The organism is Pseudomonas sp. SDO524_S393 (assembly GCF_054071875.1).
The window spans coordinates 1-12822 of the sequence record NZ_JBSVVZ010000016.1 but is presented as its reverse complement, the minus strand read 5'-3'; the positions used below and the strand labels follow the sequence as shown (position 1 = coordinate 12822).

14 protein-coding genes are annotated in these 12822 nt (G+C 59.5%); 6 read left to right on the top strand and 8 right to left on the bottom strand.

Going from position 1 to position 12822, the window contains the following annotated elements; genetic code table 11:
• Positions 1-13: 13 nt before the first annotated feature.
• Entirely contained in the window at positions 14-907 is an 894-nt protein-coding gene (prpB, locus tag ACW9IB_RS09485; RefSeq protein ID WP_457365257.1) for a methylisocitrate lyase, read from the bottom strand.
• Positions 907-1617: a GntR family transcriptional regulator gene (locus tag ACW9IB_RS09480; protein WP_457365256.1), complete on the bottom strand. Its 711-nt coding sequence runs from the start codon at positions 1615-1617 to the stop codon at positions 907-909. Before ACW9IB_RS09480 ends, prpB begins: the two co-directional genes overlap by 1 nt.
• A 272-nt stretch (positions 1618-1889) precedes the next feature.
• Here ACW9IB_RS09480 and rloA point away from each other — a divergent pair, with 272 nt between their 5' ends.
• The 4 genes from rloA to pabB all read left to right on the top strand — a co-directional run bounded on the left by rloA (position 1890) and on the right by pabB (position 6495).
• Positions 1890-2426: a retropepsin-like aspartic peptidase RloA gene (gene rloA / locus ACW9IB_RS09475; RefSeq protein WP_457365255.1), complete on the top strand. Its 537-nt coding sequence runs from the start codon at positions 1890-1892 to the stop codon at positions 2424-2426.
• A gap of 5 nt (positions 2427-2431) precedes the next feature.
• Positions 2432-3964 carry an osmotic stress tolerance membrane protein RloB gene (gene rloB / locus ACW9IB_RS09470; RefSeq protein WP_457365254.1) on the top strand — a complete coding sequence of 511 codons (1533 nt, stop codon included), beginning with the start codon at positions 2432-2434 and terminating at the stop codon, positions 3962-3964.
• Complete coding sequence (locus ACW9IB_RS09465) at positions 3964-4950, top strand: alpha-L-glutamate ligase-like protein (RefSeq protein WP_457413373.1); 987 nt, start codon at positions 3964-3966, stop codon at positions 4948-4950. Before rloB ends, ACW9IB_RS09465 begins: the two co-directional genes overlap by 1 nt.
• Positions 4951-5151: 201 nt before the next feature.
• Positions 5152-6495, top strand: a complete 1344-nt coding sequence (gene pabB, locus ACW9IB_RS09460; RefSeq protein ID WP_457413372.1) for an aminodeoxychorismate synthase component I — start codon at positions 5152-5154, stop codon at positions 6493-6495.
• Positions 6496-6573: 78 nt separating this feature from the next.
• Here pabB and ACW9IB_RS09455 read toward each other — a convergent pair whose 3' ends face one another.
• From ACW9IB_RS09455 to ACW9IB_RS09445, 3 genes are all read right to left on the bottom strand, one after another.
• On the bottom strand, positions 6574-6777 hold the full coding sequence (locus tag ACW9IB_RS09455; RefSeq protein WP_177037561.1) for a YbdD/YjiX family protein: 204 nt from the start codon (positions 6775-6777) through the stop codon (positions 6574-6576).
• Positions 6770-8878 carry a carbon starvation CstA family protein gene (locus tag ACW9IB_RS09450; protein WP_457413370.1) on the bottom strand — a complete coding sequence of 703 codons (2109 nt, stop codon included), beginning with the start codon at positions 8876-8878 and terminating at the stop codon, positions 6770-6772. The genes ACW9IB_RS09455 and ACW9IB_RS09450 overlap by 8 nt, the downstream gene beginning before the upstream one ends.
• 246 nt (positions 8879-9124) lie before the next feature.
• The gene (locus ACW9IB_RS09445) at positions 9125-9577 is read right to left on the bottom strand and encodes a MarR family winged helix-turn-helix transcriptional regulator (protein ID WP_177037559.1); all 453 of its coding nucleotides are present in this window, start codon (positions 9575-9577) and stop codon (positions 9125-9127) included.
• Between the two features lie 255 nt (positions 9578-9832).
• On the opposite strand from ACW9IB_RS09445, the gene ACW9IB_RS09440 reads away from it, so the two are divergent.
• Positions 9833-10147, top strand: a complete 315-nt coding sequence (locus tag ACW9IB_RS09440) for a cupin domain-containing protein (protein ID WP_457413368.1) — start codon at positions 9833-9835, stop codon at positions 10145-10147.
• Between the two features lie 228 nt (positions 10148-10375).
• Here ACW9IB_RS09440 and ACW9IB_RS09435 read toward each other — a convergent pair whose 3' ends face one another.
• From ACW9IB_RS09435 to thrH, 3 genes are all read right to left on the bottom strand, one after another.
• On the bottom strand, positions 10376-10732 hold the full coding sequence (locus ACW9IB_RS09435; protein ID WP_457413367.1) for a helix-turn-helix domain-containing protein: 357 nt from the start codon (positions 10730-10732) through the stop codon (positions 10376-10378).
• On the bottom strand, positions 10732-11034 hold the full coding sequence (locus tag ACW9IB_RS09430; RefSeq protein WP_457365247.1) for a type II toxin-antitoxin system HigB family toxin: 303 nt from the start codon (positions 11032-11034) through the stop codon (positions 10732-10734). The genes ACW9IB_RS09435 and ACW9IB_RS09430 overlap by 1 nt, the downstream gene beginning before the upstream one ends.
• Positions 11035-11271: 237 nt before the next feature.
• Complete coding sequence (gene thrH / locus ACW9IB_RS09425) at positions 11272-11889, bottom strand: bifunctional phosphoserine phosphatase/homoserine phosphotransferase ThrH (protein WP_457365246.1); 618 nt, start codon at positions 11887-11889, stop codon at positions 11272-11274.
• Positions 11890-12040: 151 nt separating this feature from the next.
• Here thrH and ACW9IB_RS09420 point away from each other — a divergent pair, with 151 nt between their 5' ends.
• A complete protein-coding gene (locus ACW9IB_RS09420; RefSeq protein ID WP_457365245.1) occupies positions 12041-12775 on the top strand; it encodes a phosphoadenylyl-sulfate reductase in 735 nt (244 codons plus the stop codon).
• Positions 12776-12822: the final 47 nt, after the last annotated feature.

Here is a 12822-nt window from a genome sequence, read left to right as displayed (position 1 = left end):
GGGAGGCTGTTCTTTACTTCTTGGCTGCGAACAGCGCGTCGAGCTTCTGCTCGAAGGTGTGGTAGTCGATGCGATCGTAAAGCTCCATGCGGGTCTGCATGGTGTCGATCACGTTCTGCTGGGTACCGTCGCGACGGATCGCGGTGTAGACGTTTTCGGCCGCCTTGTTCATGGCACGGAAGGCCGACAGCGGGTACAGCACGATGGAAACATCGGCAGACTTCAATTGTTCGGTGGTGTACAGCGGTGTGGCGCCAAACTCGGTGATGTTGGCCAGGATCGGCGCTTTCACACGGGAGGCGAACAGTTTGTACATTTCAAGCTCGGTGATGGCCTCCGGGAACACCATGTCGGCCCCCGCCTCTATGCAGGCGGCGGCACGTTCCAGGGCAGACTCCAGGCCTTCGACCGCCAGGGCATCGGTACGCGCCATGATCACGAAGCTGTCATCGGTCCGTGCGTCGACGGCGGCCTTGATGCGGTCGACCATTTCCTGCTGGGACACGATTTCCTTGTTCGGACGATGACCGCAGCGCTTGGCGCCGACCTGGTCTTCGATATGGATGGCGGCGGCGCCGAACTTGATCATCGACTTGACGGTGCGCGCCACGTTGAACGCCGAGGAGCCGAAACCGGTGTCCACGTCCACCAGCAGCGGCAGGTCGCACACGTCGGTGATGCGGCGCACGTCGGTCAGCACGTCATCCAGGCCGGTGATGCCCAGGTCCGGCACGCCGAGGGAGCCTGCGGCCACCCCGCCACCCGACAGGTAGATGGCCTTGAAACCGGCGCGCTTGGCCAGCAGCGCGTGGTTCGCGTTGATCGCGCCAACCACCTGCAAGGGCTGTTCGCCGGCGACCGCATCACGGAAACGCTGGCCTGGAGTCGTCTTGTTATTGGAACTCATCATTCACCTCGTGAGGGGGAAGTGCCGTCGGGGAAGTGACGGGCAATGTTGCGTTTGGACGCGCCGATATGGCGGCGCATCAGCAGTTCGGCCAGTTCACCGTCGCGATCGGCAATCGCGTCCAGAATGCGGTGATGTTCGGCAAAGGCCTGGCGTGGACGGTTGGGCGTCGTGGAAAACTGGATGCGGTACATGCGCACCAGTTGGTACAGCTCGCCGCAGAGCATCTGCGTCAGGGTGCGGTTGCCTGCGCCCTGGATGATCCGGTAGTGGAAGTCGAAGTCACCTTCCTGCTGGTAGTAGCCAAGACCGGCCTGGAACGCCGCGTCGCGCTCGTGGGTGTGCAATACCTGGCGCAGTTCTTCGATTTCCGCGTCGGTCATGCGCTCGGCGGCCAGGCGGCAGGCCATGCCTTCGAGGGATTCGCGGATTTCATACAGCTCGATCAGTTCAGCGTGGCTCAACGACACCACCCGCGCGCCCACATGGGGCACACGCACCAGCAGGCGCTGGCCTTCCAGGCGATGAATCGCTTCGCGCAGCGGCCCACGACTGATGCCGTAGGTACGCGCCAGCTCAGGCTCGGAGATCTTGCTGCCCGGGGCGATTTCGCCCTTGACGATGGCGGCCTGGATGCGGCGGAAGACGTTCTCGGACATGGTCTGGGATTCGTCTGTCGTCGCCACCAGCGCTTCCGATTGATCCAGCATATTGTCGACACCTTCAAAAGCAATGCCGCAAAAACTAGCCAATAAGCCCTAAGTAGTCAAAGAATAAATCCACATTGTCGACAATCGTCTAATAACCCCGCTTGCACTTTATCAGGGCATGGCCGCCTGCCAGCGCTGGCGCCAAAAAAGCATCATGTTAGAATGCCCGCCGCATTTGCCTGACATCACGTGATGAAACGGCGCACGAGGGAGCTTGCGCAGCAATGCCAGTCGCCTTGAATTGACCATCGCACTGCACCGCCTCGGGATTTATGAGACTCAAGCCCTTCCTCTTAATGATTTGCCTGTTGTCCCTACCGAATCTCGGCGTCGGCGCCGAGAAGACCGTGTACGGCCTCAATGAATACGCGCAATTGGCCGGCATCGACCTTGAAGTCGCGGCCAAACTGGACACCGGCGCCAAGACCGCTTCCCTCAGCGCCCGCGATATCAAGCGTTTCAAGCGTAACGGCGAGTCCTGGGTGCGCTTCTACCTGGCAATCGACACCGCCCATTCCCACCCCATCGAACGCCCACTGGCCCGCGTCAGCAAGATCAAGCGCCGCGCCGGCGACTACGACCCCGATGAGGACAAGAACTACACCGCCCGCCCGGTCATTGCCCTGGATATCTGCATGGGCACCGCTTTACGCAGCATCGAAGTGAACTTGACTGACCGTAGCGCATTCCAATACCCGCTGCTGATCGGCTCCGAAGCGCTGAAACGCTTTGATGCGCTGGTCGACCCCAGTCTTAAATATGCTGCAGGCAAACCCGCCTGCGCCGCCGACGCTCATACCGCCGAGTAAACCGAATGCGCTCTCTTACCCTGCACCTGAAAATCCTGATCGCCGTCCTGGTGGTACTGGGTATTTCGGTCACCGCTTATCAGATTTTCGTGCTGGGGATCCCGGTGACCGAGGACGCCACGGACGACCTGTGGAACATCGACGCCAAGGTCGAATTCGTGCCCAACCCGAAAGACCCGGTGAAGATCCAGATGTTCGTGCCACCGCTGAGCCGCGATTTCGTGAGCCTCAACGAGAGCTTCATCTCGAACAACTACGGGGTGAGCGTCAACCGCATCGACGGCAACCGCAAGGTCACCTGGTCGGCACGCCGCGCCAAGGGCAACCAGACCCTCTATTACCGTTTGGTACTGACCAAGCGCTACAGCGGTGAAAAGATCAAGGTCAAGGGCCCGACCTTCCGCGACAGCATTGCCGTGGAGGGCCCGGAAAAAATCGCCGCCGAAGCCTTGCTCGCGCCGATTCGCCAGCACTCGGCCGACGTCGAGACCTTTATCAGCGAAGCCATCAAGCGCACCAACAACCTCAACGACGATAACGTGAAGCTGCTGCTGGCGGGCGACCCGTCCACGCCGCACAAGGCCAAGATCGTGGAGTTGCTGCTGTCCATCGCCCACGTGCCGGTGGAAAAGGTCCACACCATCCGCCTCGTCGCCGACCAGCCACAAACCCCGGAACTGTGGTTGCGCAGCTTCAATGGCAACGACTGGCTGTACTTCAACCCGGAAACCGGCGAACAGGGCCTGCCGGCGGACCGCCTGCTGTGGTGGACCGGCGATGAAAACCTGATCACTGTCGACGGCGGCAAGAAGGCGACCGTGACCTTCAGCCTCAACAACAGCGAGATGAACGCCATCCGTCTGGCCAAGCTGACCGACGAAAACACCGACGCGAATTTCCTCGAATACTCGCTGTACGGCCTGCCGCTGCAAACCCAGCAGACCTTCATGATCATGGTGATGATCCCGATCGGTGTGCTGGTGATCCTGATTCTGCGCAACCTGATCGGCCTGCAGACCCTCGGCACATTCACCCCGGTACTGATTGCCCTGGCGTTCCGCGAGACGCAACTGGGCTTCGGGATTGTGCTGTTCACCCTGATCACGGCGCTGGGCCTGTCTTTGCGTTCCTACCTGGAACACCTGAAGCTGCAAATGCTGCCACGGCTCTCGGTGGTGCTGACCTTCGTGGTGGTGCTGATCGCGGCCATCAGCCTGTTCAGCCACAAGCTGGGGCTGGAGCGCGGGCTGTCGGTGGCGCTGTTCCCGATGGTGATCCTGACCATGACCATCGAACGCCTGTCGATCACCTGGGAAGAACGCGGCGCCAACCATGCGCTGAAAGTGGCGATCGGTACGCTGTTCGCCGCCGCCCTGGCGCACATCATCATGAGCGTGCCCGAGCTGATCTACTTCGTGTTCACCTTCCCGGCGATCCTGTTGATCCTAGTGGGTTTCATGCTGGCCATGGGGCGTTATCGCGGTTACCGCCTGACCGAGCTGGTGCGTTTCAAGGCCTTCCTGAAGGCTGACCAGTAATGTTCGGTTTCTGGAAAACCTGGAAAGCCCTGGAAGCGCGGGGAATCATGGGCATCAACCGGCGCAACGCCGACTACGTGCTCAAGTACAACAAGCGCAGCCTGTACCCCATCGTGGATGACAAGATCATCACCAAGGAGCGGGCGCTGGCGGCGGGCATCCATGTGCCGGAAATGTACGGCGTGATCAGCACCGAGAAAGACATCGACAAGCTCGATGACATCATCGGCGGGCGCAGCGACTTCGTGATCAAGCCGGCCCAGGGTGCCGGCGGTGACGGCATCCTGGTGGTGGCCGACCGTTTCGAGGGGCGCTATCGCACGGTGTCCGGCAAGATCATCAGCCATGAAGAGATCGAGCATCAGATCTCCAGCATCCTCACTGGCCTGTACTCACTGGGTGGTCACCGCGATCGTGCGCTGATCGAATACCGCGTGGTCCCCGACCAGATATTCAAGAGCATCAGCTACGAAGGGGTGCCGGACATCCGCATCATCGTGCTGATGGGTTACCCGGTAATGGCCATGTTGCGCCTGCCGACCCGCCAATCCGGCGGCAAGGCCAACCTGCACCAGGGCGCCATCGGCGTGGGCGTCGACCTGGCCACTGGCCTGACCTTGCGCGGCACCTGGCTGAACAACATCATCACCAAGCACCCCGACACCACCAACGCGGTGGATGGCGTACAACTGCCGAACTGGGACGGGTTCATGAAACTCGCTGCCGGTTGCCATGAACTGTGCGGGCTGGGTTACATCGGCGTGGACATGGTGTTGGACCAGGAAAAAGGCCCGCTGATTCTTGAGTTGAATGCGCGGCCAGGGCTGAATATCCAGATTGCCAACGACTGCGGTTTGACCCTGCGTACGCATGCGGTAGAAGCGCGACTGGAAGAGCTGAAAGCCGCTGGCGTGACGGAAACACCGGAGGAGCGGGTGAGGTTCGTGCAGGAAATGTTCGGGCATATTCCCGCGGTAGAGGGCTGACGGCCTCATCGCAGGCAAGCCAGCTCCCACAGGTTGAACGCATTCCCATGTGGGAGCTGGCTTGCCTGCGATGGCTTTCTAACCAGCAACTGATCTTTCAGGATAAGGCCTCAATCTGCTTATCCCCGACATCCCCTCTAGGACCATAACCGACAGGGGACTACAATCCCCTCCCCCACGCCAACGGCTGATCCACCCCGCATGTCGACCTGTTCCGTACACCCGCTGCCCTATCGAGCCAACCCCGCCGAGTATTTCGCGGCGATTCGTCACGCCCCTGGCGCGGTGCTGCTGGATAGTGGGCGACCGGCAGCCGAACGCGGGCGTTATGACCTGCTGAGCGCCTGGCCACAAGCGACATTGACGGTATCGCCCGACGAAAGTGGTGTTAATTTCCTGCAACGCTTGCGGGCAAATCTTACGCAGTTGGGCAAGGCGGATCTGCCTGCTGGCTATGAGCTGCCGTTCGCGGGAGGGCTGATCGGTTACCTGAGCTATGACTTTGGTCGCCATCTTGAGCACATGCCGCACCCTGCCGCAGACGATTTGCACCTGCCGGACGCGCGTTTCGGGCTATATGCCTGGGCAATGATCAGTGACCATCAGGCGCAGACCAGCCAACTTGTGTTTCATCCGGCCCTGGCCGAGAGCGAACAGCAGCGCTTGATCACTCTGTTCGGCCAGCCGGTAGCCCACAACGCGGCGACCTTCAAGCTTGACGGCCCCATGGCCCCAGACCTTACCGCCGAGGACTACCGACAAGCCATCCTACGTATTCAGGACTACATCCAGGCCGGCGACTGCTACCAGGTCAACTTTGCCCAACGCTTTCGTGCAGTGTGCAGCGGCGATCCCTGGGCGGCTTACTGCGCCTTGCGTGCAGCCTGCCCGACGCCGTTTTCCGGGTTCCAGAGCCTGCCCGATGACGGCGCGGTGCTGAGCCTGTCGCCGGAGCGCTTCGTGCACGTCAGCGAACGCCGCGTCGAGACCCGCCCCATCAAGGGCACCCGCCCCCGTGGAACGACGCCTGAAGAAGACGTCGCCAACGCGGCCGAACTGCTGGCCAGCCCCAAGGACCGCGCCGAAAACCTGATGATCGTCGACCTGCTGCGCAACGACCTCGGGCGTACCTGCCGCACCGGTTCGGTAAAAGTGCCGGAACTGTTCAGCCTGGAAAGCTACCCCAATGTGCATCACCTGGTGAGCAGCGTCACCGGCGAATTGGCGGCCGACAAGGACGCCCTCGACCTGATCGCCGGCAGCTTCCCCGGCGGCTCCATCACCGGTGCGCCCAAGATCCGCGCGATGCAGATCATCGACGAACTGGAGCCGACCCGGCGTGGGTTGTACTGCGGTTCGCTGGTGTATCTGGATGTGCGCGGTGAGATGGACAGCTCGATTGCCATCCGCAGCCTGCTGGTGAAAGACAGGCAAGTGTGTTGCTGGGGCGGCGGCGGGATTGTCGCCGACTCGCAGTGGGAGGCGGAGTATCAGGAATCGCTGACCAAGGTAAGGGTGTTGCTGCAAACGCTGGAAGGTTTGTAAGCCAGTTTTCGCAATGGGATCGGAACAACGCCACCCATTCGGGTGGCGTGCTTTTCATGCCTCAATCGAGCGCCTGGCTCAGCAACAACGTGTGGTGCATTGGCGCTTGCTGTAACGGGCGTCCTGGCGTTCGCGGAAGAACTGTTCATACGTCATCACCGGCTCACCCGGATGGCTGACGGCTCTGAGCGCGACATAGTTTTCGTAATCCGGTATACCGACCATCAGGCGTGACAGTTGCCGGAACCATGTGAAGCTCCGTTTCAGTTGTGCTTTAAACATGGACTGGGCCCTTCGTGGATGAGGGATGGGTGGCGGTCGGTGAACTGTATCGAGACACCGCCTCGTAGGGGGTTTCCTTGTCGCTGCGATGGGGGGCTTGCCAGGCCAGACGCGCAACGTTGCATGAGTAGACCAGCACGCTCAACACCACAAACAGGAACAGCACTGTGAGTGTCGAGTTGATGTACGCATTGAAAATGACGTCGTGCATCTGCCCCAGATTCTTCGCGGGTGCCAGGACCGTGCCCGAATCCAGCGCGGCCTGATATTTACGCGCCAGGGCCAGAAAGCCGATTGCCGGGTCTTTATCGAACAGCTTGATAAGGCTGGCATAGGTGGTGCAGATGACGAGCCACACAGTGGGTAACAGGGTTACCCAGATGAAGCGCTGCCGCTTCATCTTGATCAGCACCACGGTCGCCAGCATCAATGCAATTCCCGCCAGCATCTGATTGGAAATACCGAACAGTGGCCACAAGGTATTGATGCCTCCCAATGGATCGATCACTCCCTGGTAAAGCAGATAGCCCCACATCGCAACGCACCCGGCTGTGGCCGTGATGTTCGCGGCCCAAGAATCCGTACGCTTGAATGCGGGCGCAAACGCTCCGAGCAGATCCTGCAACATGAAGCGCCCGGCCCGCGTGCCCGCATCCACAGCGGTGAGGATGAACAACGCCTCGAACAGAATTGCAAAGTGGTACCAGAAAGCCATGGTGTCTTTGCCGGGCAGCACATGGTGAAGAATCTGCGCGATCCCCACGGCCAGAGTGGGCGCCCCACCTGCACGGGCAAGCACCGTGTTTTCACCAATGTCCCGCGCCACCGCCTGCAATGCATCGGGGGTGATCACAAAGCCCCATTGGCTGACCGTTTGCGCGACCGTGACGACGTCCGACCCGACGATCGCCGCAGGGCTGTTCATCGCGAAATACACACCCGGCTCAATCACCGATGCCGCGACAATCGCCATCACCGCCACCATCGACTCCACCAGCATCGCGCCATAGCCGATGAAACGCGCGTTGATCTCGTTATCGAGCATCTTCGGTGTCGTGCCCGAGGCGATCAGGGAGTGAAAGCCCGACACCGCACCGCAGGCGATGGTGATGAACAGGAACGGAAACAGCCCGCCACGCCAGACCGGTCCGCTGCCATCCACGAATTGCGTGATCGCCGGCATTTTCAGTTCGGGAACCGTGAGCAATATGCCGATGGCGAGCGCGACGATCGTGCCGATTTTAAGGAACGTCGATAAGTAGTCCCGCGGCGCGAGGACCAGCCAGACTGGCGTGATCGAAGCCACAAAACCGTAGCCCACCAGCAGTGCGCAGATTTGGGGGCCGGTAAAGGTGAACACGCTGGCCCAGTAAGGGTTCGAAGCAATCTGGCCGCCCAGCCAGATGGAGGCGAGCAACAGCACCACGCCAATGATCGAGATCTCGCCTATCCGTCCGGGACGGATGTAGCGCATATAAACGCCCATGAACATCGCCAGCGGCACAGTGGCCATCACCGTGAACATGCCCCAGGGGCTTTCGGCCAAGGCCTTGACCACAATCAGCGAGAGCACGGCGAGGATGATCACCATGATCATGTAACAACCGAACAAGGCGATGGTGCCAGGGATGCGGCCCATTTCCTCGCGCACCATCTCGCCGAGAGAACTGGCATTACGGCGCATCGACAGAAACAGCACCATGAAGTCCTGCACGGCGCCGGCCAGCACCACGCCCACGATCAGCCAGAGAATGCCTGGCAAATAGCCCATTTGCGTGGCCAATACCGGCCCCACCAACGGACCTGCCCCCGCAATCGCTGCAAAGTGATGACCGAAAAGCACATTTTTATGGGTAGGAACAAAGTCGAGCCCATCGTTGTTCCGTACGGCTGGCGTCGCTCGGGAGGGGTCGAGCTGCATCACATGCCTGGACAGGAACAAGCTGTAATAGCGGTAAGCGACGAGATAGATAGCGACGCTGGCCACTACCATCCACAGCGCATTCACGGGTTCGCCGCGCCGTAAAGCCACTACGGCCAACGCACAGGCGCCGAGGACTCCAATCCCAAGCCAGCCCAGATGTTTGGAGAGCGTTGTCATTGATCACTCCGACCAGCACGCAACGCTGGCAGTCTTATTGTTGGAGGTGCTCAACGACCGGCCCGGGCCGTCCTCTATCGGACACACCGGAGCAGTCGCAGTGCAGGTTTTTTCAAGCCTCCCAATGAAACTGCGTCCATGTATCCGCCATGTGTCCAGGAATCTTCGCTGTGTATCCTTAAGTATCTTGCCCTGATGCTGCCGGGCGGTGCGCGCCCGGTTCTTAAGGGTGAAGCCAGCCCGGCATCAGGCTCGCGAACGATTCAGGCTGTCGCGCAGCTTGCTGATGGCACGTTGCATCTGGGTGAACTCCTCGGGCGAAAGGCCTGTCGCCTCGGTGATGTCGAGTTCCGGGCAACTTTCACGCAGCGCGCGTCCCTTTTTCGTCAGGCTGACCTGAACGACCCGCTCGTCTTCGGCATCCCGGCGGCGCGTTACAAAGCCGGCGACCTCAAGCTTCTTCAGGATCGGCGTCAGGGTATTGGACTCCAGAAAAAGCTTTTCCCCCAACGCACTGACAGTCACGGGTTCCTCTTCCCAGAGCGCCACGATCGTAATGTATTGCGTGTAGGTCAGACCGAATTTTTCCAGCACGGGTTTATAGATTTTCCCGAACGCGAGATTGCTGGAATACACCGAAAAGCACAGGAATTCAGAAAGGCTCTGGATGTCTGGCGTGATGGGCTGTTTGGTTTTCATCGAAAAGCTCCCTGATGCCTGCTGGTACTTCAACGGCGAACCGCCAATTTACTACGCATGCGATCAAATCGGAAGAGTGGTTGTTTCCGGTGCTTACCCAGGCAGCGAATCCACGGCGGCTCTGGCCTTGAATACATGCCCTGAGAAAAAGTTTGACAAGGCCGGGCAAATCATAGAAATTTAAATCGCATTCGATTTAATCGAATGCGAAAAACTACCGAAACCCCATTGATCAAACCCTGAAGGAAGAAAATCATGATCCACTTGACTGAGTCCCAGCGCGTCTTCGAAAGCACCGAACATCCCGGCGTCAGCTTCCTGTCCATCTGGGGAGAAAATGGCGACGGCTCGGAGCTGGTCAAATTCACCACCGGTGCGCGCTTTCCGCTGCATGATCACGAAGGTCGCGAGGAAATCATGATGCTTAGCGGGCGCATCCGCTTCGGCGACCTGGTCCTGGCGGCGGGTGACTACCTGAAAATCGGGCCGGGCGAAGAACACGACGCCGTTGCCCTGGAAGACGCCTCGTTCTTCCTGTCCCATCAAGGCGCTTCACTGATCAAAGAGTGATGCCTGGGCCTGTAGCCTGATCGTTTGAATGGATACGTGCCGTCGACGCACGCCAAAAAACATCGCATGCGATCATATCGCACATGAAAACAGAAGTTCGAACACTGTGCAGCCGACTCGTTCAACGCAGAAGGCTGCCGATTCAACCCACGCTTTGCGCCCGAGTGACAATTGATCGCCGGATGAGCAAAGGTGAGACCAGGCTTGCCCTGGTACTGCATCTGTCCGCTACTCCCCCGCCAGCAAACGCTCATAGGGAATACGCAGACCTTCGTGCAAGCGCTTGATCATCGCCAGGCTCAACTTGCGCTTGTGATTCAACACTTCCGACACCCGCCCGCTCGTACCGATAAAAGGCTCGAGGTCACGCGGGGTCAGCCCCAACTGCTCCATTCGAAACTTGATGGCCTCCACCGGATCTGAAGGTGGCATCGGGTAATGCTCGGACTCGTATTTTTCAATGAGAATGGCGAGGATTTCCAGCTCGTCACCCTCGGGAGAGCCGATTTGCGCTCCCCATAGCTGCTCTACGCGCGCAAGCGCTGCAGTCAGGTCATCCCGTGAATGTATGGGTTTGATGTTCATCACACGGTCTCCGCGTTGATCTGATCGTACTGCGCGTGAGTCCCAACGAAACGTATGAACCCAAGCTGTCGCTGATAGTCGATCGCCATGATTACTCGATATTTATTGCCACCGACGTTGAATACCACCCTGCCACCTTTAAGAACGCTTGCCGTTCTGAGCTCTGCCTTGAGCGCCTGCGGTGTGGAGTAAATCGCTTTTTCCAAGTGACGGTACAGCTCAACCAGCGGTGTTTGGGCATCGGCATGGGCTGGATGGCTTTCCCAGAATATTCGTAAGGTAGATAGAGCGATTATGCGTATCGCTGCAACCTCCCAATTCGGGAGATCGTAGACACAGCCTGGATTAAATGCAATCCGGGAAACAATTTCTGATGGGTAAACAGACGCTTCATGTGATCCCTCACAAACAGCTGCGGACAGTCGGAGCTGGACGCTATCTTCCAGCTCACACACCGTCCACAGTTGTTCTGAATCAGGATCTTTCCTGCCATTGGGTCAAACGCAGCAGCGCTGACAAGGGCTCGACGCTGAGGACAGTCAGAGACTCAACGACCGATTCGACGCCTTGATGAACTCTTTCTTCAAGTCCTCGAATGTATGCACCGCCGGGAACTGCGGGAACTCGCGGATCACGTTCTCCGGCGCATGGAACAGAATCCCACGGTCGGCTTCACCCAGCATGGTGGTGTCGTTGTAGGAATCGCCAGCGGCGATCACGCGGTAGTACAGGGTCTTGAAGGCCAGTACCGACTGGCGCTTGGGATCTTTCTGGCGCAGCTGGTAACTCACCACCCGGTCATGCTCATCGGTGATCAGGCGATGGCAGAGCAAGGTGGGAAAGCCCAGCTGGCGCATCAGCGGTTGGGAGAATTCGTAGAAGGTGTCCGACAGAATCACCACCTGAAAGCGCTCTCGCAGCCAGTTGACGAACTCGATGGCGCCATCCAGCGGCTTGAGGGTGGCGATCACTTCCTGGATGTCGGCGAGCTTGAGCCCGTGCTCGTCGAGGATGCGCAGGCGCTGTTTCATCAGCACGTCATAGTCGGGAATGTCACGGGTGGTGGCCCGCAGGGATTCAATACCGGTTTTTTCGGCGAAGGCGATCCAGATTTCCGGAACCAGCACCCCTTCCAGGTCAAGACAGGCAATTTCCACAAGACACTCCCATTTACAGGTGGTTGGTTGAGCGAGCAAAAGGACTGCCGAACTCTAGCGACTCAAGCTCGCCGCCGCAACGCAGGGCGGATTTGATACCATCGCCCCCCTAGAGAGCGCTCAGCGCCACTGACCTGTAGGAACCGTCCTGATGAACCAAGCCTTCGACGTCGCTGACCTCGCCGCGACCTATGCCAACAAGTCTGCCCAGGACATCCTCAAGCTGGCGTTCAGCCAGTTTGGCGACGACCTGTGGATTTCCTTCAGCGGTGCCGAGGACGTGGTGCTGGTGGACATGGCCTGGAAGCTGAACAAGAACGTCAAGGTGTTCAGCCTCGACACCGGCCGCCTGCACCCGGAGACCTATCGGTTCATCGAGCAGGTGCGCGACTTCTACAAGATCGACATCGAACTGATCTCGCCAGACCAGAGCAAGCTGGAACCCTTCGTCAAAGAGAAAGGCCTGTTCAGCTTCTACAAGGACGGCCATGGCGAATGCTGCGGCGTGCGCAAGATCGAGCCGCTGCGCCGCAAACTCGCAGGCGTCAGCGCCTGGGCCACCGGCCAGCGCCGCGACCAGAGCCCCGGCACCCGCAGCCAGGTAGCGGCGCTGGAAATCGACACGGCCTTCTCCACCCCGGAACGCACCCTGTACAAGTTCAACCCGCTGTCGCAGATGACCAGCGAGGAGATCTGGGGTTACATCCGCATGCTGGAACTGCCCTACAACAGCCTGCATGAGCGCGGGTTCATCAGCATCGGCTGCGAACCCTGCACCCGTCCGGTACTGCCCAACCAGCACGAGCGCGAAGGTCGCTGGTGGTGGGAAGAAGCCACGCAGAAGGAATGCGGGCTGCATGCCGGTAACATCATCAGCAAGGCGTAAGCCTGGCGCGGTATAAAAATGTGGGAGCGGGCTTGTGTGGGAGCTGG